General features: G+C 44.5%; 17 protein-coding genes. 10 read left to right on the top strand and 7 right to left on the bottom strand.

Annotation, left to right across the window (positions count from 1 at the left end):
* The first annotated feature begins 26 nt into the window (after positions 1–26).
* Both RMO55_RS18855 and RMO55_RS18850 read left to right on the top strand, forming a co-directional pair.
* A complete protein-coding gene (locus RMO55_RS18855) occupies positions 27–1,616 on the top strand; it encodes a glycosyltransferase family 39 protein (RefSeq protein ID WP_310429151.1) in 1,590 nt (529 codons plus the stop codon).
* Between the two features lie 61 nt (positions 1,617–1,677).
* Complete coding sequence (locus RMO55_RS18850) at positions 1,678–2,676, top strand: pentapeptide repeat-containing protein (RefSeq protein WP_310429149.1); 999 nt, start codon at positions 1,678–1,680, stop codon at positions 2,674–2,676.
* A 154-nt stretch (positions 2,677–2,830) separates the two neighbouring features.
* Here RMO55_RS18850 and RMO55_RS18845 read toward each other — a convergent pair whose 3' ends face one another.
* A complete protein-coding gene (locus RMO55_RS18845) occupies positions 2,831–4,768 on the bottom strand; it encodes a nucleoside-diphosphate sugar epimerase/dehydratase (RefSeq protein WP_310429147.1) in 1,938 nt (645 codons plus the stop codon).
* A 476-nt stretch (positions 4,769–5,244) separates the two neighbouring features.
* Here RMO55_RS18845 and RMO55_RS18840 point away from each other — a divergent pair, with 476 nt between their 5' ends.
* The 6 genes from RMO55_RS18840 to RMO55_RS18815 all read left to right on the top strand — a co-directional run bounded on the left by RMO55_RS18840 (position 5,245) and on the right by RMO55_RS18815 (position 12,330).
* A complete protein-coding gene (locus tag RMO55_RS18840) occupies positions 5,245–6,981 on the top strand; it encodes an S-layer homology domain-containing protein (RefSeq protein ID WP_310429146.1) in 1,737 nt (578 codons plus the stop codon).
* A 97-nt stretch (positions 6,982–7,078) separates the two neighbouring features.
* Positions 7,079–7,756, top strand: coding sequence for a hypothetical protein (locus RMO55_RS18835; protein WP_310429144.1), 678 nt, complete (start codon positions 7,079–7,081; stop codon positions 7,754–7,756).
* A 178-nt stretch (positions 7,757–7,934) separates the two neighbouring features.
* On the top strand, positions 7,935–8,576 hold the full coding sequence (locus RMO55_RS18830; RefSeq protein WP_310429142.1) for a hypothetical protein: 642 nt from the start codon (positions 7,935–7,937) through the stop codon (positions 8,574–8,576).
* 9 nt (positions 8,577–8,585) lie between these two features.
* The gene (locus RMO55_RS18825) at positions 8,586–9,449 is read left to right on the top strand and encodes a pentapeptide repeat-containing protein (RefSeq protein ID WP_310429140.1); all 864 of its coding nucleotides are present in this window, start codon (positions 8,586–8,588) and stop codon (positions 9,447–9,449) included.
* 182 nt (positions 9,450–9,631) lie between these two features.
* A complete protein-coding gene (locus RMO55_RS18820) occupies positions 9,632–11,566 on the top strand; it encodes a fumarate reductase/succinate dehydrogenase flavoprotein subunit (RefSeq protein WP_310429139.1) in 1,935 nt (644 codons plus the stop codon).
* Positions 11,563–12,330 carry a succinate dehydrogenase/fumarate reductase iron-sulfur subunit gene (locus RMO55_RS18815; RefSeq protein ID WP_310429137.1) on the top strand — a complete coding sequence of 256 codons (768 nt, stop codon included), beginning with the start codon at positions 11,563–11,565 and terminating at the stop codon, positions 12,328–12,330. Before RMO55_RS18820 ends, RMO55_RS18815 begins: the two co-directional genes overlap by 4 nt.
* Before the next feature lie 95 nt (positions 12,331–12,425).
* On the opposite strand, the gene RMO55_RS18810 is transcribed toward RMO55_RS18815, so the two are convergent.
* The 3 genes from RMO55_RS18810 to cdaA form a co-directional block, all read right to left on the bottom strand.
* Entirely contained in the window at positions 12,426–13,991 is a 1,566-nt protein-coding gene (locus RMO55_RS18810) for a peptide ligase PGM1-related protein (protein ID WP_310429136.1), read from the bottom strand.
* Between the two features lie 306 nt (positions 13,992–14,297).
* On the bottom strand, positions 14,298–15,047 hold the full coding sequence (locus tag RMO55_RS18805; protein ID WP_310429134.1) for an isoprenyl transferase: 750 nt from the start codon (positions 15,045–15,047) through the stop codon (positions 14,298–14,300).
* 62 nt (positions 15,048–15,109) lie between these two features.
* Positions 15,110–16,009, bottom strand: coding sequence for a diadenylate cyclase CdaA (gene cdaA / locus RMO55_RS18800; RefSeq protein ID WP_310429132.1), 900 nt, complete (start codon positions 16,007–16,009; stop codon positions 15,110–15,112).
* A gap of 322 nt (positions 16,010–16,331) precedes the next feature.
* On the opposite strand from cdaA, the gene RMO55_RS18795 reads away from it, so the two are divergent.
* Positions 16,332–18,032 carry a DUF3084 domain-containing protein gene (locus RMO55_RS18795; RefSeq protein ID WP_310429130.1) on the top strand — a complete coding sequence of 567 codons (1,701 nt, stop codon included), beginning with the start codon at positions 16,332–16,334 and terminating at the stop codon, positions 18,030–18,032.
* A 50-nt stretch (positions 18,033–18,082) separates the two neighbouring features.
* On the opposite strand, the gene RMO55_RS18790 is transcribed toward RMO55_RS18795, so the two are convergent.
* On the bottom strand, positions 18,083–18,568 hold the full coding sequence (locus tag RMO55_RS18790; protein WP_310429128.1) for a helix-turn-helix transcriptional regulator: 486 nt from the start codon (positions 18,566–18,568) through the stop codon (positions 18,083–18,085).
* Between the two features lie 469 nt (positions 18,569–19,037).
* Here RMO55_RS18790 and RMO55_RS18785 point away from each other — a divergent pair, with 469 nt between their 5' ends.
* On the top strand, positions 19,038–19,322 hold the full coding sequence (locus RMO55_RS18785) for a hypothetical protein (RefSeq protein ID WP_310429126.1): 285 nt from the start codon (positions 19,038–19,040) through the stop codon (positions 19,320–19,322).
* A 191-nt stretch (positions 19,323–19,513) separates the two neighbouring features.
* On the opposite strand, the gene RMO55_RS18780 is transcribed toward RMO55_RS18785, so the two are convergent.
* Together RMO55_RS18780 and RMO55_RS18775 are read right to left on the bottom strand one after the other, a co-directional pair.
* Positions 19,514–20,032 (bottom strand): DUF1003 domain-containing protein, encoded by a 519-nt coding sequence (locus tag RMO55_RS18780; protein ID WP_310429124.1) that lies wholly within the window; start codon positions 20,030–20,032, stop codon positions 19,514–19,516.
* 11 nt (positions 20,033–20,043) lie between these two features.
* Positions 20,044–21,168 (bottom strand): glycosyltransferase family 4 protein, encoded by a 1,125-nt coding sequence (locus RMO55_RS18775; protein WP_310429122.1) that lies wholly within the window; start codon positions 21,166–21,168, stop codon positions 20,044–20,046.
* Positions 21,169–21,358 lie beyond the last annotated feature (190 nt).

Here is a 21,358-nt window from a genome sequence, read left to right as displayed (position 1 = left end):
ATTTTACTATTAACCTTAAGAATATCATGCAAATATCGATCGATCGCAAATTAACTCAACTAGTCGATCGATATCTTATTCCAATATTAATTGGATTATCACTATTACTCTGGCTAATTTTCTTAGGAAATGTACCATTAAAAGATTGGGATGAAGGTACATATGCTTTAATCGCTCGCGAAATTATGAGAACTGGCGATTGGATATATCTCAAAATCCAAGGCGATCCATTTTTATTAAAGCCACCATTGGGGATGTGGGCAATTGCCTTTGCCTACCAGATTGGTGGAATTAGTGAATTTACCACTCGATTACCCTGTGCGATCTTGACAGCGATCGGCGTACCAATTTTATATCAAATTAGTTATCTACTATTTAACCAAAAAACTCCAGCTTTATTATCTGCATTAGTCTATCTAACGCTGCTACCTGTAGTTCGGCACGGTCGATTGGCAATGTTAGACGGCATGTCAATTACCTTTTGGCTGTTATCATTACTCTGCCTGCTCTACGCTCATCGCGATCGACGATGGAGTATCGGGATTGGCTTAATGTTGGGCTTAATTACCCTCACAAAAGGATTACTCGTTATCGTATTTGGACTGATTATTCTATTAATTTTAATAGCGACTAGACAGCTATCTTTACTCAAAAGTCCCTATTTATGGTTAGGATTAACCATCGGTCAAATTCCGGCAACTGCTTGGTATCTGGCTCAGTATCATCAATATGGCGATCCCTTTATTCAGGTACATTTTTTCGCCCAATCATTCGATCGATTGTCCCAATCTGTCGAAGATCATCAAGGGCCGATTTGGTTCTATGCTTTCGATATTATTGAATATACATTTCCGTGGTTGCTATTTATCCCTGGCGGGATGGTATTGGCATGGCGCAACTCCAATCAAAATTGGGCGAGATTTGCCCTAATTGGAGGCGTTGTATACTTTGCGATCGTCTCGCTGATGAAAACGAAACTGAACTGGTATATCATGCCCGTATACCCCTTTCTAGCGGTCTTTGCTGGTGCTTATTTATCCCTCATCTGGCAAGGGGAAAAACCAATTTATACAACGGCTCGATTTGGCTGGCTATCATTTGCCGCATTCGCGGGGATGGTGGGTTGTGGCTATTTTGCCATCGTCGAACGAGATCCGATTTTAGTCTTAATGAGTTTATCCCTAGCAGTCTCAATGGGATTAGCAGCAGCGTTTGTTAAACAGCAGAATCGGTTATTTATCCCGACATTATTTATCGGTATGTATCTAGTCTTATTTGGGTTGATGAGTTCCCATTCCTGGATTTGGGAAATTAATAGCGACTTCCAGGTGAAGCCCGTCGGACAATTAATTCATCAACATGTCGCTAGAGATAGTAAAGTCTATTCCTCATTGCCAGGTGGTAGACCCAGCCTAGATTTCTATGCCGATGCCAAAATAGAACCGACTCCACTCGATCGATTACCCCAGTTATTAGCTCAACATCAAACTATTCTGATCGATCGACAGTTCCTGCTGAAATCCGCCTCCTTACCAGCAAATCAACAGTTAAAGCAGCCATATCAGATCTTGGGACAAACAGAAAAATTTGCATTAATTAAATCTCATCAGCAGTAATAGCGATCGCAATCTAGGGAATACTAGGCAAGACATCATCAACAAAGATACTAGCCAAGTTATGGATGCGGAAGAACTATTGTGGCGATATCGTGGTGGGGAACGGGACTTTACCTCCGTCGATTTGAGTGGATTTAGTTTAGTTTCTCAAGACTTAATCGATATTGTCCTCAACCAAGCCGACTTACGCAAGAGCAACCTCACTTTTGCCTATCTCAATCGCGCGCAGTTAGTCAAAACCAACCTTTCTAGCTGCAAATTAGGCGGCGCGACACTGATCAGAGCCGACCTCCAAGGTGCTAATCTCCGAGATGCGGATTTACATGGAGCTAGTCTCCAATATGTCGATTTTCGCGGTGCAGATATGACCTGGATCAATCTCCTGGATGCCAATCTGATGGATGCCGATTTACGAAATGTCAATCTCAGCGGTGCCAATCTCAGTGGGGCTTGTTTGCGCGCAGCCAATTTTCGCGAAGAAAAGCGCAGTTATAATTCCAATCTCCGTAGTGCCAAACTCTGTCGTGCCGATCTCCGTAATGCGAATATGGCAGGGGCAAATCTATCGAAAGTCGATCTGAGTTATGCCAATCTCACCGAAGCAAATTTGAAAGGGACAGATCTTTCTGGCGCGAATTTGACAGGTGCAAAATTAAATAATGCCATCCTTACGGAAGCCAATTTGCATGAAGCAAATTTACCCCATGCCGATCTCTCCCTTGCCAAACTCGAACGCGCAATCTTGACAGCCTGCGATATGACAGGGGCAAATCTAACCAGAGCCATCATGTCCAAGATCAAGTTGGCAAATACCAATTTGAGTTATGCAGATCTTACGGATGCTCGAATGCACCATGCCGATCTCACTCGGACGATTTTGTGTTATTCAACCATGATCCGAGTGGAATTAATCGAAGCTCATCTGGCTAAAACCGATCTAGAAGATGCCAATCTCACCAATGCTAATTTGATGCGTGCAGAAATGAGCAGTGCCAGTATTGTAGGTACGATCCTCACTGGTGCCAAGATGCCCGATGGTCGCATTTATGCTAACGTCTAGATTTCTTGCAGAAATCAGGGGATAGGGGATAGGGAATAGGGAATAGGGAATAGGGAATAGGGAATAGGGAGTTGAAATATGATTCACCAAAGTTAGATACTGCTGTTGAACTCAGGGCCTCGCTATTCACTATCCACTATCCCCTATCCCCTATCTACACTGCAACAGCTTCATATTTGACCTTGGCGTACTGTCCCATTGGTTGATATTCTGGAACTAAGTGATGGAGAGCCGATACACATTCAGTGACCTCACACTTAGCCGCAGCTTCCAGTAGGTTAGTAAGTTGGGGTGCTAGCTCTTGCCAGCCTATTTTAGCCTCACGAGCACAAAAGATCTTGGGATGCCCTGTTGGTAACGCTGCATCACAATCGATCAACAGCTCTTCATATATTTTCTCCCCAGGACGTAAACCTGTTACCTCGATTTTGACATCCTTGTGTGGTTCCAGACCATGCAAGCGAATCATCTGAGCGGCAAGATCGTAGATTTTGACAGGTTCGCCCATATCTAAGAGAAATACTTCCCCTCCTTTGGCCATTGCGCCAGCTTGAATTACGAGAGTAGCGGCCTCAGGGATGGTCATGAAATAGCGAGTAATATCTGTATGAGTAAGGGTGATCGACTTACCAGAGATAATTTGTTCGCGGAAACGGGGGACGACAGAACCACTGCTTCCTAACACATTCCCAAACCGCACCATGGTAAAACAGGTGTCGTGAGAGGAAAGATCGGCTAAAGATTGGAGTACTAATTCTGCGACCCGCTTGGTTGCACCCATAATATTAGTGGGACGAACTGCTTTATCCGTGGAGATCAAGACAAATTTCTTAACTCCACAGGAGATCGCACATTGAGCCGCCGTGAGCGTCCCGCCGATATTGTTGTTCATGCCCGAAATGGGATTGGCTTCGACGATCGGGACGTGTTTGTATGCGGCTGCATGATATACAGTATCTACTTCATATTTTTTGATAACTCTTGTCAATACTTGAGCGTCAGTGACCGAACCCAAACAAGCAATTTTACTCAGATGGGGATAGTGTTCGCCAAGTTCCATGTCCATTTGATACAGAGCAAACTCATGTAGCTCGTAGACGATTAGCAGTTTAGGCTGCTGTTTGGCAATTTGACGACAGAGTTCGGAACCGATCGAACCTCCGCCACCAGTGACCAATACGACTCGATCAGTAATATCATGCTGGAGTAATTCGGGACGAGCAGCGATCGCTTTGCGGCCTAATAGATCCTCGATGTCCAGTTCGCGGACTTTATTAACGGAGACATGACCGCTTAAAATTTCAGTAATACTGGGTACAGTTTTTACAGGTACACCTAGAACTTGCAATTTTTCTAAAATATCGCGTTTCCGTTGTCCTTCGATCGAAGGCATCGCGAGGAGAATTTCCTCAAACCCAATTACGGCCTTCAATTTTAGTAATTCTGCTGGAGTGTATACCCGAATACCTTGGACATTCCGACCTTGGAGATAGGGGTTGTCATCGACAAAACCAATTAACTTTTTGCCATTTTCGCCAGCTAAAGCTTGAGCGAGGATACAGCCAGCACTTCCCGCTCCATAGATGACTACCGAACAAGTCTCTTGACCCGGACGATTAACCTGTCTGATTTTACTAAGAGTCAGACAGGCGCTGAGCCGAAAGGCAATAATTAAAATGAGTGTCAGCATTCCATCATTTATCAGCACAGAAGCTGGCATGATGGGCGGCGTAATCCAATTAAAAATTACGATAATTGCCAGGAGGCTGGTGACTACTGCTTTGGAGATCGTCAAGATAAATTCGCCACCTGCATAGCGTAATACCTGTTGATAAATTCTAAATGCCCAAAACAATCCAATTTTGATCCCGATCTCCAGCACCACAAACCTACCTTGGTGCAACATTTCCGTAGGCACTAGGCCTAGTCCCCACTCGAAGCCGATCGCCGCACTGATGGAAATCAGGAACAAACTGACATCGACACACGTCAGGATTGTATACTTCTGATTATTGGAAAGCGCATTAATAAGTTTTTCAAGAATCGTGGCGGTAGCTTCAATACTCAACAAAGATCGGCTTTTAGTGGACATAGTATTATGACACGATCGACAGGTTTTAAAAAGTTGAAAATTATTTTTTTACTCAAGTTAAAAACTTGATTTCCGACTTTTGCTAATGCGATTGCGACTAGCATTATCGTGTAGTGTAAGAAGTTGGCAACCGATCGATTGAAGCGATCCAAACCAAGTGATTCTGATTAACCACAATGACTAAAAACAGTCGTAGAAGTTTCGCCAATACATCTAAGGTATATTTTTTTTTGGCAAATGTACTCAGCCAAATATCTGAACTTGGAAGCTAGATGCTCAGAGCAATCGACGCGATGCCTTCATGTTTGAGTATTGGATTGAAATATATGTAAATTCAACCGATGGGTAAAAGCAAGCTGACTTAAAAATCGATCGCTGTGTAAACTTACAATAAACAACTAATTTATCTCGATCCGTAAAATTGCAGTAGAATGTAAACTGACAACTTTTCCGGTGAGGAGTGCACTAGGGAAACCATGAACCAAAATAAACAACAATCTAATTTCAAACGTGCCCAGATCGGTAGACTTGCATCCTTATTACTAGGATCTGTCTTCACTGGTGTATTAATTACTACTGGATCTGCATTTGCAGTGCCAAATGCACCTGAAAATAATAATTCATCGAACAAAGTTACAGTATCTGCACCCCTGGCAGCAGCGGTGAAGGAAAATAAAAATACGGCACCAGTAACCCCAGCAACCGACAAGGTCGCACAGGCTAGTGATGTTGCCGGCAACTGGGCCGAACCTTTTATCAAAGCTCTGGTTGAAAAGGAAATTATCAAAGGCTACCCTGATGGTACGTTCAAACCCGACCAACCAGTAACTCGGGCCGAGTTTGCGGCCTTACTCAACAAAGCCTTCGATCTCAAACAGGTTCGGGCTGGTCGTAAATTTAAAGACGTACCCAAAAAATTCTGGGCGAGTGCCGTAATTCAAAAGGCTTACCAAAGTGGATTTTTAACTGGATATCCTAACGGTACCTTTGCTCCTAAGCAAAATATTATTCGGATTCAGAGTTTGGTTTCCCTCGTTAATGGCAGCAAGCTAGAGCCTTCTGGCAGCTTAGACATCAACGGTGTATTCGGTGACGCGGCTCAAGTTCCTAGCTACGGTCAAAATGCCTTAGTAGCTGCGACTCAGCGATGTATCGCTGTCAGTGTCGAATATGACAGCAGTAAGCTGCCTGGTGGTAACTTTGGTCCAAATACTGTAGCGACTCGTGCTGATGTTGCTGCTTATATCCACCAAGTATTAGTTGGTTCGGGTAGGTTGACCGCTTTAGATAAAGCCAGCCCAGCGAACAAATACATTGCATCCTGTCCTCAAGGTGTATATGTTACTAGTATTACTGGTACTCCAGTAGAAGTTCCCAAACCAATGACTGCTGACGAGGCGATCGCCAAGTTGAGCATTCCTAGCCAAGTTCCAGAGGTTTCTGGTTCTACTTCCGTTGCTACCTTCCCAGTTGGTGGTTTAGGTACTCCTACGGCATTTGGTGCTAATTGGGGCGATCTTTTCTTTGGTGCAGGCTTCCAAGGTGAAACTCGTCCGAATATCTATAGCAATACTAATCTACCTAACAACCCTGCGGCAACAGCAGCAGAAAAAGCAAAAGGTCCAGAGACTTATGCATACTCTGTCGGTCTTGGTTTAGGCGATGCGCGTAATTTCCTAGGCTTAGAAACTGTTGCTACTACCTATAACCGAACTGGATCTGGTTCATTTGAGAATGGTGGCATTAGTTTCAAACTGCACAAGTTGTTAGGTGACAACTTTGCGATCGCGGGTGGTTATGAAAACGCGGTGACGTTCGGAAATAACCCTGCAACAGCAGATGGTGGTGTTAATGGTGGTCGGACTGGCTACGGCGTAGCTAGCTTGATCCTTAACCCCGATCCAAACATGGGCTTCTTTAGCAACACCACTCTATCCGTTGGTGCTGGTGCTGGTCGCTTCCGTAGTGTTGGTGATATCCGTGCCAATAACGATACTATCAACGTCTTTGGTAGCATCGGTACTCGGTTATTCTCCAATGTTTCGCTAGTTGCTGACTGGAACGGTCAAGACGCAAGCGTTGGCTTACCCATCTCGATTCCTTTTGGTGGTGGTTCTTCATTCCAAGTCACCCCTGCAATCGTCGATCTGGGTAATAGCGAAACTGGTGGTTCTCGCTTTGTCGTTAGTGGTGGTTTGGGTTTCCATTTCTAATCCTAGCTAGTCGATTTGTTACCTGTTCGGAAATTTGAGGATCGATCCTCAAATTTCCGGCAGCATTATTCATCCTCTTCAATACATGAGCGTAAACATGAAAATCTCGTCCTATTTGTTAGGGCTGGGTGCTGTAGCTAGTTTAGTGGCACTCAACCTCAATCCAGCTAATGCCCAACTCGGGAACGGTTCCGATAATGGCAACACATTTACTTCTGTCACCAGCGTTGGTGGTGGTGGTGTTATCGGTGGTGGCGAACCAACTTATGCGTCCCAAAGCCAAACTGCCGTCAACCAACTTTCACAGTCCTTAACTGCGAATACTGTTGGTGATGCAGCGACATTTGATGTCGTTAATGGTGCCGAACCCGCTCCGTTAGTTGCGGGATTGTTACCTGCTGGTGTTGCACCTGATGGTCCCACAGGTAAAGCGGCTACTGTGTTAGCTACTACCGTCAAAGGAATGCGCTCTGGTAATGGTAATATTAATGCTACAAAATTAAACGCATCTGTTGGTGCTTATAATGAGTACGTCAAAGCAATGGTCGGCGAACTCGGCCCTGAAAAAGCAGTAACCAGTGCTCCCAGCGGCCAAAAAGCTCTGCAAGGATTGTTGGGTCAATTGATTCAAACTGCGAACTCAGCGACACCTACTGTGGCTCCTACCCCTAGTGCGGCACCAGCACCGGATGCTGCGCCAGCACCTGTTGCGCCGCCTGCTCCTGGTGCTCCACCAGCCCCTGAGGTCACTCCTCCACCAGCTCCTAAGCAGTAGATTGAGTTAGGTTATCTTCAGAACTAGTTACTGAATCACAGGAGTAAGAAAAGCTTTTTCTTACTCCTGTTGTTGTAAATATTGATGTCGAATCTTGGCAATCCACTTGCGGTATACTGAGTAAGCTCTGGCGAAAATATTCAGGGCGGAAGACACAGCTTTCAACTATTTAAAAGTCTTGGGAATCGACCTCCGCAGTTACGTTTTTATCGATCGCCTGCAACGCCAACATGCCGCATATCTGGGTACGGAAGCCCAGGGATTTTTACCATTGCCATCGGATTCATCCCTGTGGATTGAAGTCTCTCCTGGAGTTGAAATCAACCAAATGATGGATATTGCCCTCAAATCCGCAGATGTGAAACCAGGGGTGCAGATTATTGAACGGTTGTATGGATTGATGGAAATCCATGCTAGCAGTCAGGGCGATGTCCACGCAGCGGGACGGGCGATTTTGGCATATTTGGGAGTGAATCAGTCTGATTGTCTCAAGCCGCGAGTAATTTCGAGTCGGATTATTCGGAATATTACGGCGCATCATACTCAAATGATCAATCGCGGGCGACGAGGGAATATGATCCTGGCGGGAGAAACTTTATATGTATTAGAGGTAGAGCCAGCAGCATATGCAGCTATTGCGGCGAATGAAGCGGAGAAGTCCGCGAGGATTAATATTCTCCAAATTTCAGCGGTGGGTGTGTTTGGTAGGTTGTATCTAGGTGGAGAAGAACAGGATATTAAGGCGGCTGAGGCGGGTATTCTAGCGTCACTAGAGAGTTTACCAGGTCGTCCGTTTCCAGACAGAGGTAAGCAGGAGTAGGGGATGGAAGTGAGTGCAGATGCCGTGTTGCGGTGTGGAGCGGTAGCTTGGTTGGCTTGGCGAGTCAATTGCTTGGAAATGCCGGATTTGAATGATGCTCAGTTGACGGGGTTGAATCTGCGGGGAGCGGATCTCCATGAGGTCAATCTACGGAGAGCGAATTTAGCATCAGCTAAATTGGTGGCAGCAAATTTGATGGGATCGAATCTCAGTAATGCGATCTTTAATGGTGCAGATTTAGTAGATGCTAATTTAGGATCGATCGAGGCAATCGATACTAAAGCTATCGGCACAGATTTTCGACGTGCAAACCTCTGTAATGCCAATTTGGTGGGTAGCAATTTTACTAATGCCGATCTACGGGATGCAGATTTATCAGCCGTAAATGCGATCTCGATCGATTTAACTGGAGCTAAGTTACGTGGTGCGAATCTCGATCGAATCCAATTGCATCGCGCCACTCTCTGTTATGCAGATTTAGTGGAAACCAATTTAGCTCACGCAGATCTGAGTCAAGCGATCTTAGTTGAAACTGAATTGAGTGCGGCACATTTATATCGATCGAATTTAACTCAATCTCGACTGACTCGATCGCATCTAGTGAATATTTACGCAATGTTTGCCAATTTTGATCGAGCAAACTTAACTGGTGCCGATCTATCTTGGGCTAATCTATCTAAAACTATTTTTACTGGCGCAATTTTACACAACGCTAACTTGCGTGGAGCCAACTTAACTGGAGCCAATTTAGCTGGTGCCAATCTCACAGGCGCGAATCTCACAGGGGCTAATCTCACAGGTGCCAATCTCCGTCACGCGATGCTCGCTGAGACAAATTTATCGGAAACACTACTTACAGGTGCGATTCGTTAGTCAAATGACGACTCTCACCCCTAATCCTGTAACACCGTAACCATTACACCAAGCAGATTTCTTACTGCTTGTGGAGTTAAACTAGAGACAAAGCTATCAAGCAGATATTTTGTCTTTGCTATATTCTAGTTGTGCCTGGGTTATTTAGATGCAGTTCTCCTGCCCTTTATTCCTTAGTTCCCATGTTCGATGCTAAAATTCCCACAGTACCTCTCGATCGACAGTGGCAAACCTATCAAGAAACTGCCCGCCTGATTAGCCCAGCAAACAAACGGCAGCTAGAAATCATCGTCATTGGTACGGGACTTGCGGGCGCATCCGCCGCAGCTACTCTCGCCGAACAGGGCTATCGGGTGAAAGCCTTCTGTTTCCAAGACTCTCCCCGCCGCGCCCATAGTATCGCCGCCCAAGGCGGAATTAATGCCGCCAAAAACTATCAAAACGATGGGGATTCCGTTCGGCGGTTATTTTATGACACGATTAAGGGCGGTGACTATCGATCGAGAGAAGCCAATGTTTATCGACTCGCGAATATCAGCACCAAAATCATCGACCATTGCGTTGCTCAAGGCGTACCGTTTGCGCGAGAATACAGCGGAATGCTCAGTAATCGATCCTTCGGTGGTACCCAGGTACAACGCACTTTCTACGCCGCCGGACAGACGGGACAGCAACTGTTACTGGGTGCCTATCAAGCACTAGAACGGCAAATTGAATTGGGCAACATCACCATGTATACCCGTCACGAAATGTTGGAAATCGTCCAAATCGACGGCAAAGCGCGGGGGATTATCGCGCGTAATCTATTGACTGGTGAATTAGAACGACATTTCGGACATGCCGTCTTGCTTTGTTCTGGTGGGTATAGTAACGTCTTTTATCTATCTACTAATGCGATGGGCAGTAACGTCAGTGCTACCTGGAAAGCCCACAAGCAAGGGGCATTATTTGCAAATCCTTGTTTCACCCAGATTCACCCGACATGTATTCCCGTCGCTGGCGAATATCAATCCAAACTCACCCTGATGTCCGAAAGCTTGCGGAATGACGGAAGGATTTGGGTACCCAAAACTCTTGGAGATCGCCGTCTCGCTCCAGATATCCCCGAATCCGAACGCGACTATTTTTTAGAGCGGCGTTATCGGGCTTACGGCAACCTCGTCCCCCGCGATATTGCCTCACGAGCGGTCAAAGAAGTGTGCGATGCTGGTTATGGGGTGGGCAGCTCCCATCGTGCCGTGTATCTCGATTTCACTGATGCTCTGCGGCGATCTGGTCGCGAAGTGCTGCAAAATAAATATGGTAATCTATTTGCCATGTATGCTCAGATTACAGGTGAAGACCCTTATACAGTGCCGATGCGGATTTATCCAGCGGTACATTACACGATGGGCGGTTTGTGGGTAGATTATGAATTGATGACAACTATCCCTGGTCTATATTGTTTGGGAGAGGCTAATTTTAGCGAACATGGTGCCAATCGGCTCGGTGCTTCAGCTTTGATGCAAGGCTTGGCCGATGGTTATTTTGTAATACCTGCGACGATTAGCAACTATTTGGCCAATGATGTTGGTAGTAGTCCCAACTCGATCGTTGGCGAAGCCTCTCGGAACGAGAATCGACCGGAATTTGCCCGCGCGGAGGAGATGGTGAGAGCCAGACTCGATCGATTGATCGATATTCGGGGCACTCAAACCGTCACCAGCTTTCATCGACGTTTGGGTCAAATTCTGTGGGCGGATTGCGGTATCGTCAGAACTGCAACTGGGTTGCAGTCAGCGATTCAAGAGATCCAAGCTTTACAAGCAGAGTTTTGGCAGGATGTAAAAATACCTGGAAAAGTGCCGGAACTCAATCCAGAACTCGATCGCGCCCAACGTGTTGCTGATTTCCTGGAGCTAGGCGAATTGATGTGCGTTGATGCCCTGCACCGTCAAGAGAGCTGCGGCTGTCATTTCCGCGAGGAATTCCAAACCGATACGGGTGAAGCCCAACGCCGCGATGCTGAATATGCCCACGTCGCCGCCTGGGCATATCAACAAGAGCATCAATGGCAGTTGCACCTAGAAGCATTAAAATTCGAGCTGGCGCAGTTCAGCCAGCGTTCCTACAAATGAAAATCACTCTCAAAATTTGGCGACAGCCCGATTCTCAAACTGCTGGTAAATTCGTCACTTACCAACTAGCCGACGTTTCCCCAGACATGTCTTTTTTGGAGACGATCGATCGACTCAATCAAGACCTAATTCTAGCTGACGCAGAACCGATCGCCTTCGACCACGATTGTCGGGAAGGGATTTGTGGTTCCTGTGCCATGTATATCAACGGTCGCCCCCACGGTGCCAACCAAGGTAGCACCACCTGTCAGCTCTATATGCGATCGTACCAAGATGGCGACACTATCGTCGTCGAACCCTGGCGAGCAAATGCTTTTCCTGTCATTAAGGATTTGATGGTCGATCGATCGGCATTCGATCGCATTATCCAATCGGGTGGCTATATTTCCGTCAATACTGGCAATGAGGTGGATGCCAACACCATGCTCGTTGCCAAAGATATTGCTGATGCTGCTTTTGCTGCGGCGATGTGCATCGGTTGCGGAGCCTGTGTTGCCGCCTGTAAAAACAGTTCGGCCATGTTATTTGTCGCCGCCAAAGTATCCCACCTTGCCCTATTACCCCAAGGACAACCCGAACGCCAGCGGCGGGTGATTAAGATGGTGGCTCAAATGGACGAAGAGGGGTTCGGCTGTTGTTCCAATACTGGCACCTGTGCCGCTGTCTGCCCCAAGGAAATCTCGTTGACGACAATCAGTCAACTGAATCGGGAATATCGTCAAGCTCGATCGAATCCAGGTTGGTTAAGTAATAGTAATAAGTAATAAATTCGTTTTTGAGACAGAGATTATAACAAGGTGTCAACTTCTTATCTCCAAAATTTTCATACTTTTAGGTACTTGTTCTAGACTCTGGAAAACTATCGACATTTCCAGGCAATTGGTAGTGTCGATTGAGGATCGATCGATTGAGTCTCTAAATCCAAAACTTGCTCAACTTTCTGATATATTTGCTGCGCTTCAGCTAGAGAATTACCGATACTTGTCAGCCCGACTTTCCCAAACTCTGACAGACACCCCAGCAGATGAAAAACTGTCCCGGTCTCCGTACTAGTGTCAAAATGCAATCGATGATGGGCGATAATATCCATCAAATCGTTTGGTAATAATCCTCGATAATGAGGATGATTAAGATTGTCTGAAGCAACATAATATTTAGGCTTACCCTGTTGACTATAAAACAAACCATCATCCATTTGATAATAACCATTAGTCAGAAATTTTAGCGTCATAAATGGATGAGTTGTCCCCCCTTTCCGCAGGTTAATTTCGATCGCGTGTAAATCCCAATTACCATCACTATCCGGCACCGCGATAAAATCTACAGCGAATCTCTCGATCGCCCCTTTCGCCGCGAGATTTTTACCAATTTCTAATCCCAAATCCTGAAGTTGGCGACGATATCCTTCAGCAGCCGGAAACTGACAACCGAGGAAAATTTGCCCGTCGGGGCCGCCTAAAATTTGGTCGTGAGTAGAGAGGATTTCGACCGCTCCCGTGGGGGTAATGCATCCCTGAACGCTGGGAGATTGTTTTCCATCTCCTCCTACAAAAGCCTCGACGATCGCCCCGAGATGACCAATTTTAGCCTTGAAGTTTGTCCAGGTTTCATTGTGTCCCTGAAAACTCAGAGATGGGAAAGCTTGACTAATTGCCTCAATTCGTGATAAATAATTTGTACTATCGCCTAATCCTTGCAAATCGAGGATCGCATTTCCCTCGCCCGAAAAGCCTTCATTTAATTTGACAACTAACCGCTGAAGATGGGGTTGTCTAGCCCACAGATCCGCCGCCACCTGAGCTAAATCTCGATCGTTAAATACCAATTCACTCCCATCGGGATGGGGTAGCCCACATTCAGCGAAAATCTGCCGACTACCTGCTTTCGTTCCCCAGTAAAGTAAATCGGGATCGAGTGCGTAGAGTGGGACATCTAATTTCAGAGCTAAGTCTCGCTCGATCGAGGTCGAATTATAACATGTCATCACCGATCGATCTGGTCGTAGTGCTTGTTTAATCCGATCGAGTAAGCGCGGACGATCGAGAATTTTCTGGGTCAGGGGTTGGAGCGAATAATCATCAGTGGAAAAGAGCAACAATCGATCGCGCGCATGGGAAAAGGGAATCCCAGGCAATAGTTGTAAATAATAATCGATCGCGATCGGGGCTAATGGTACGGATGTAACATAAATTAGCCGCGTGCGCGGATTCGATAACCGCATCAGGGAAAATAACAACCGCTCTTCGTAATGAAGACACCCCTCAACTTTAGCTAGCTCCCCTCGATCCAAACTTAGGGATGGCACCACCAAAATATCGCTATCGCTGTCAACCTGTGCATCTAAACTATGCCATTGACGTTGCAGTCGCGATTGCAATTGTTGAAATTTATCGTGTGTCGATCTAGACTCATCGCAATCCGGCATCGAGACAGATCTCCAGTTGACTAAAGGAACAATAAAGATATCTCAATTCTTAATCGATCCTAGTATATCTTGAGTGGTGAACTACCTTAAATTAATCGCTCGTAAAAAATTGTGAGCTGCTAGAGATTACTGATAGACTCTATTCCTAGTCGGCACAAGTCACGGGACTATTCCCAATTCCCCTCTGAATAGTCTCTTTTGCTGTAAGGCTTTGATTCCGATTTCGATCTCGTTACGCTGACAAGCAAAACACAAATCGATGACCTAAAATTCACCCCGATTTAGTTATCGATTATCAATTACCAATTAAATCTTACCAAACCGCCGATGGCGTTGTTGATAATTCAGCAGTGCTTGATGAAAAGCCCGCCTGTCGAAATCCGGCCATAATGTATCCGTGACATAGAATTCAGCATATGCTAATTGCCATAATAAAAAGTTACTAATCCGCATCTCGCCGCTCGTGCGAATTAGCAAATCTGGATCGGGCAAATCGGCAGTATGTAAATGTTGTGAAAGGATATTTTCATCGATATCAGCGGGTCGAATTAATCCCTGTTGTACCTGAGTAGCAATTGTCTGGCAAGCTCGGACGATTTCTTGCCTACCGCCATAGTTGATCGCTACAGTAAATCTCACCCCTTGATTATGCTGGGTGGCGGTTCTAGCGCGATCGATCGCATCGTAGAGCGATGGTGGGATATTTTCTAAGTTCCCCACCACTTCTAATTTCACTTGCTCGGATACCATTTCTGCTAGTTCTATTTGAAATAAATTTTCAAATAGAGTCATCAAAAAATCAACCTCCTCGATCGATCTGCCCCAATTTTCAGTCGAAAAAGCATAGACAGTCAGTGCCGAAATTCCCCAATCCTTGCAGCAGCGGAGCAGATTTCTGAGCGCGTCAGCACCGCGTTGATGCCCCACAATCCGAGGAAATCCCCGCTTTTTTGCCCATCTGCCATTCCCATCCATGATTGCGGCCACGTGTTGTGGTAGTCGAGTGCAATCTAAATCGGCAGGTAGTTCGATGAGACTGGTTGTTTTGGGAGTCATCTGAGGAATTAATGGATTATGAATTATGAATTATGAATTGTCAGTAGTGGTAAATTCATCGTTCATTTATTTTTGGGCGGTTGTAGCAAACGGCGAAATATCATCATACCGCGAGAGCTAAACTTCCGCCCTAAGGTGCGTAAATTCGGCGCAACCGATTCGCGTTCGCTGATGGGGGCAAATTTGATTTCTAATAACTCCTTCAGTTTACTGCTAGTCAGCGGTCGATCGAGTATCCCAGATTCTGCGAGCGAAATTGAACCAGTTTCCTCAGAGACGACGATACAGACACAATTGTTCGTCCGTTCGGTAATCCCCATCGCCGCTCGATGTCGAGTGCCTAGCTGTCGGGATGCCGTGCGATCTGACAGAGGTAAAATGACTCCCGCCGCCACGACTCGATCTCCCCGAATGAAGACAGCACCATCGTGCAGTAAGGTGGTGTTCTGAAAAATTGTCTGGATCAATTCCTTGGATAACTCAGCATCTAATTTTACCCCTGGTACGGCAAAATCGCGCTCATCCATCAGCTCATTTGTCTCCAAGATCATCAATGCCCCAATCCGTTGTTGAGACAGCTCCTTAACGGCATCGACAATCCGATCTATGGCTCGATCCGCAGCATCACTGACCCGCCGTGCCTGTCCGATTGAAGGCAGGAGATTCCCCCGCCCTAATTGCTCCAGAAAGCGGCGAAATTCCGACTGGAACACCACCGACATTGCTAGTGCAGCCCCCACTACCAATTTGTCCAAAACAAAGTTCAGCAGCCGAAATTGACACCGTTCAGCGATCGCTGCGGCAACCATCAACACAATTAGCCCCCGGACCATCCAGAGCGTTCGGCGATCTCTGACCGCTAATAACACCAGAAAAGTGAGGGCAATTACTAATCCTAGGTCTAGACTTTGGCGCAACCAGGATTCAGCAAACTGGGAATCAAATCCAAGGCCCAAAGTCATTGGCAACTAATTTACTACAACCAATCCCTAGATTCTATGCCACATTGGAGTCGATCGACAATTAATTTTGGTGATTATTTATTCAGTCTTGTTGGATTTAGGTCTGAAAAGGGAGGAGGTGGGAGGGGGGAGACGAATTGTTTACATTACTTTCAATTGGCAACACTAACGATAATCTCATCTAGCACAGAATCTCCAAAATGGCTGTGATATCATAATTATTAGCTCTTCACTACAATCGGATACAAACCTTAAAATTTAGTGAATAGAGTAGTTTAAACGCTTGCGTCCCCTACACGCCCACACCCCTCCCTCCCTCCCTATGACCAGTGGCTACATTCTTATCGGGGCAATTTTAATCCTGGGGGGCATCATTGCGGTGTCTGGGGATCGGATTGGGACGCGGGTGGGTAAGGCAAGATTGACATTATTTAAATTACGTCCGCGTCAAACCGCAACTTTAGTGACGATCTTTACGGGCACACTGATCTCAGCTTCCGTACTAACACTGATTTTTGGAGCCAGCGAACAACTCCGTACAGGGGTCTTCGATCTCCAAAAAATTCAGCGCAAACTTTCGGATACCAAAGAAAATCTCGCTCGCGCTCTCGAACAAAAAGATCGAGTCCAAAAAGAGCTAGAAATCGCACGCAACGAGCAGTCAGAAGCCAAGAATCTGCTATCAGGAATTAATAAATCGCTCAAAGATGAAGTACTCAAACAATCAGTTGCCGCACAGAACTTTAAAAATACTCAACAGCAGCTCCAGTCTGTCTCTGGAGAACGGAACGATCTCGTTCGCGAAGTAACGGAGATCGCCCGCCAGCGGAGCGATTTAAAGGCACAGCAGCAAACGATCTCCGCACAGGTAGAGGAACTTCAAGAACGGGCTAACGACCTAGAAAATGGGATTTTGCCGCTACAGCAGCAACTCAATAGTACGAGCAGCAAAAAATCTCAACTTCAACAGCAACTCAATACGATTACCGCCTTACCCAATTTAGTAAGTCAAACTCAACGCCTTCAAACCTATGAAAGTACTGTTAAAAAAGTAGGCCGAGATTTGGAACAACAGACTACGAGATTGACCAATATGGAAGTGCAACTGCAAACACAGGAATCAGAACTATTGAAGTTGGAAACTCAAATTAAACAACTCGATGGCAAACTCGCAGTTCGCCAAGCTCAACTCAAAGAAAAGGATAGACAGCATCAACAGCTAGAACGAGAGTTTCAAACTCGCGCCATGCAACTAAAACTTCGAGATCGACAGCTCAAGAAAATTGAGTTGCAGATTAAAGCTAATCGCCAAGGTTTGGCTTCGCTTGAAAAAGAAGTCAATAATATTGAACAAGAATATCGCAAGATTCGTCAGGGTAATATCGGTATTTTACGCAATCAAGTTTTAGCTAGTACTATTCTGAAAGTCAGTAGCATAGAAACCGCTACCAAAGCTATTAACAGCTTATTAATTCAAGCTAATCTTAATGCGCTCCAAGCTACTAATCCTGATGATTTTACAAGTAAGCGACAGGTGATTGAAATTGCACCCAATCAGTTAACACAACTCAAACAACAAATAGCCGATCGTCAAAACTATGTGGTTCGAGTTTTTTCGACGGGTAATTATGTTATTGGTGACAAAAATATTCAAGTCTTTATTGACGCTACACCTAATCGAAAACTATTCGATCGAGATACCAAAATTGCCGGAGTAACTATCGATCCAATGACCATGACCGAAGAACAGATTCGGCAACAATTAAATATTCTCTTGGTAACATCCCAACTCCGCGCTCGACGTTCGGGGATTTTGGACGATCGACCACAAATTGGCGACGGACAACTGACAACATACGTCCAATTTTTAGAACGAGTCAAAAAACTAAAATACTCGATCGAAATCCAAACGATTGTCGATCGAGATACCTATACATTAGGGCCATTAATTATTAAATTACAAGCAATCGCTGGAAACAAGGTATTATTTAATACTTACTCAAATGTCTCAATCGATCGGTAAAATCTAGATCGAGCTACTGACATCATCTGAACAAAAGTATTATTTAATACTTATTCAAATGCCTCAATCAGTCGATCGAGTGTACATTGATACACGGACATCATCTGTTTGAGTTGAGAAGGCACTAATTTAGGTTGAGAACGCTTTTGCTCCCAATCATTAATCGTTCTCACACTCAAACCTAATTCTGCCGCAAGTTGGATTTTTGTCAAACCAGCGACTTCCCTTAATTGCATCGGTGTTACGTTGCCAGAACTATTTCTAGTTGCTAGTTGAAACGGATGCTGGGACTGAATTCTCTCCGATTTAGAGATATACACAGGGGCTAATTGTGCACCATCACTTTGCCGTCTAATAGCTACTTTTCGGCTAGCTATTAGAATTTTTAGACAAATTTGAATCATCGAGATCGGACGGTTTAAAATATTGGCTAATTCCTTAATTGTTAAGCCATTAGGGTAATTCTCAATCGTCTCTAGTAGTCGGTCTGTCGTAGTTGAACCTGGGAAATTGGGGGTTATTTCAATAATTGCCAAAGTTAAGGTTTCCTAACTCGTCGCATAACAGCTTATCATCTTTATTGTAAATTTAAGAATGTTGTAAATACTAGATTTTATCGATAGATCCGATCCATCCGGACTCGATCGTGTCCGTTTTTCCACCCTTGACAATTATGATTTATTCAGATATGGTCTACACAACTAAGTTGGCACGCACTTAAATTTAAGTAGCTAGGTGCAAATATTTATTAAACAGAAATTGCCAAAACCTTTGATGGTGGGCGGTGCCCACTCTACGCAATATCTATGCTGGTACGCATTTAAGTTTAGTAGCAATTTAGGCAATGGGTAGCAGATCGATAGGCGATTGCAAGAAGTGGGGAACAATATTCCTAACTAAAAAATATCTGATTTGAACGCCGAGCAGCTTATCTCTAAAACAAAGTCAAAAATTAGCTCTATCGAAAACGATGGAGATTCTCATTCACCATAAATTTTCAAATTTATGCCTCAATTTTGGATTGCAGTCTTCTTCATCCTCTTGGCTATTGCCCAATTGTATCAGTCAATTAAGGATATCAATTTACCATTTCCAGTGTATTTAGTCTTAGGTACGGTGTTAGCTGTTGCATCTAATTCTCAAGCTAAGTTTTCACTCAGCCCAGATCGACAGGTCACACTACAAGAGATTAAAGAATCAGATCCAGTCTCGATCTCCATTTCGTCACCTCTCTTAACAGCAGCAGATAATAACAGTCGCGATCTTCCAGATCCACCTCGGGTTGAGTAAAACAACCTAAAACAGCTCGGTTTCAACTTTTCTGCTCGGACAGAGACAGATCTTCTCAAAGCTTTTAATTCTTGGTTGAGCTTCAGGGCAAGCTTTCAATTTCTGGCACGGTTGGCGTAGCCTCGCCTTTGGCGATACGTCAGTTGTAGCGTGGTGTTGAGCTAAGGAGAAGCGTCAACTTTCAACTATCTTCAGATCTTTTGTTGCAAGAGCAATTGCTCGATTTTAGCAATTGTTTCAGATTGAGTTTTAATTAATAAGTGCAGCTCGGCTATTTCTCTGGCTCTGAGAGAATCTAGTTTTTCATGCAGTAATTCAATTTCCATTTCCGCTTTTAGATCGCAGTCCAAATCCTGTTGTGCCTTGTCTCGATCGATTCCAGACTGTCGATTCTGACTCATCAAAATAAACGGAGTCGCATATGCTGCCTGAAAACTCAATGCAAGATTGAGTAAAATAAATGGATAGGGGTCCCAATGACCGATCCAAGCAATAATATTCAGAACGATCCAAATTGTCAATAAGCAACTTTGAATGATGATAAATCGCCATGAGCCAACAATCTCTGTCACTAGATCGGCAATTCTCTCGCCGCGAGAGGAAGATCTTACAATAGCCGATCTAGCCGGTTGGATCGATCGTAAATAGGCTAGCCGTTCTAAATCTAATGATGACAGTTGAACTGGTTTAATGACTGGTGGAGAATCCATAAATACTTAACTTAATACTTCCCGATATCAATAGATTGGTAAACAAGTTTTGTTTGGTTTATCATGCGATCGATCGTAAATTCTTTAGCCAATTTTTTTGAACCTTCATCACCCATTTTCTTGCGCATAACTGGATCATTCATGAGTTTGACGATCGCTTCAGACAATGCATTAACATCTTGATGAGGAACTAGTAATCCGGTGACTCCATCCGCAACCTGTTCGGGAATGCCATTTACATTAGTCGCTATGACTGGAAGCCCTGCACGCATTGCTTCTAGAATACTGATCGATAAACCTTCATAATGTGTTGCTAATACAAAGAATTGTGATTGAGCTAGCAGATTTTTTACATCTAACCGATCTCCGAGGAAAGTAACTTTCGAGCCAATATTTAAGTCCTGGGCGGCGATCTTCGCTTCTTCCCAATCTGGCCCTGTACCTACTAGCAAAATATTGAATTCTCGATCGATACTTTTAATTGCTTGCATCAAGGTTTCATGGTCTTTTTGCTGTTTATTAAAACGGGCTACTACGATCGATTGAGGTGGATTAGTTTCTGGAGTTGCCAATGGTGCATCGATAGTACTAATTCCATTATGAATTGTGACAATTCGATCGCTATTTACCACTTTTAACTTAATTGCCAGTTGGCGATCGCTTTCACAGACACAAATAATTTTAGTAGCTAACGGAGTTAATAGTTTTTCCACTACAAAAGCAATGTTTCTCCTCAGTTTTGGGATATGTGGATCGAAACTCCAACCATGAGCGGTAAATATAACTGGAATCCTGCAAATAGCCCCACTAACTCTGGCAATCAATCCTGGTTTGCCACTATGGGCATGAATGATATCTGGTTTAATTTGCCTGACTAACGCAACAAACTCGCCGATCGCCCATAAATCTTTAAGTAAACTAATATTTCTAGTTAATATCGGTAAATGATGACAGACAACACCTAATTCGCTACATCGATCTACTAGCCAACCCAGACTGCCAACGACGAGATGGATCTCATATGTATGATGTAGGGATCGAATTAGATCGTAGAGGTGCATTTGGGCACCGCCTAACTCAGACTTTGTGATGATATAGACCAAAACTAGCTTTTTGTTGTCATATGCTTGCATCATATTAAAATATTTATTTTTGATTGTCTCGTTTAATTGTTTTTAGTTTAGACTAAAATGGTCTTTTTTTACTGTATTTCGATTATCTTAGTATCAATTTTTTGTCTTTCATCCAAACATAAGTCGAGCAATGATATCGATCGAGATAGAGACAAGATGATATTAATTCTCATTATTTCTGCCTCTGTAAATG

It is taken from the genome of Chamaesiphon sp. VAR_48_metabat_135_sub (assembly GCF_031418915.1).
Lineage (GTDB): Bacteria > Cyanobacteriota > Cyanobacteriia > Cyanobacteriales > Chamaesiphonaceae > Chamaesiphon.
This window is presented reverse-complemented; position numbering and strand designations above follow the sequence as displayed.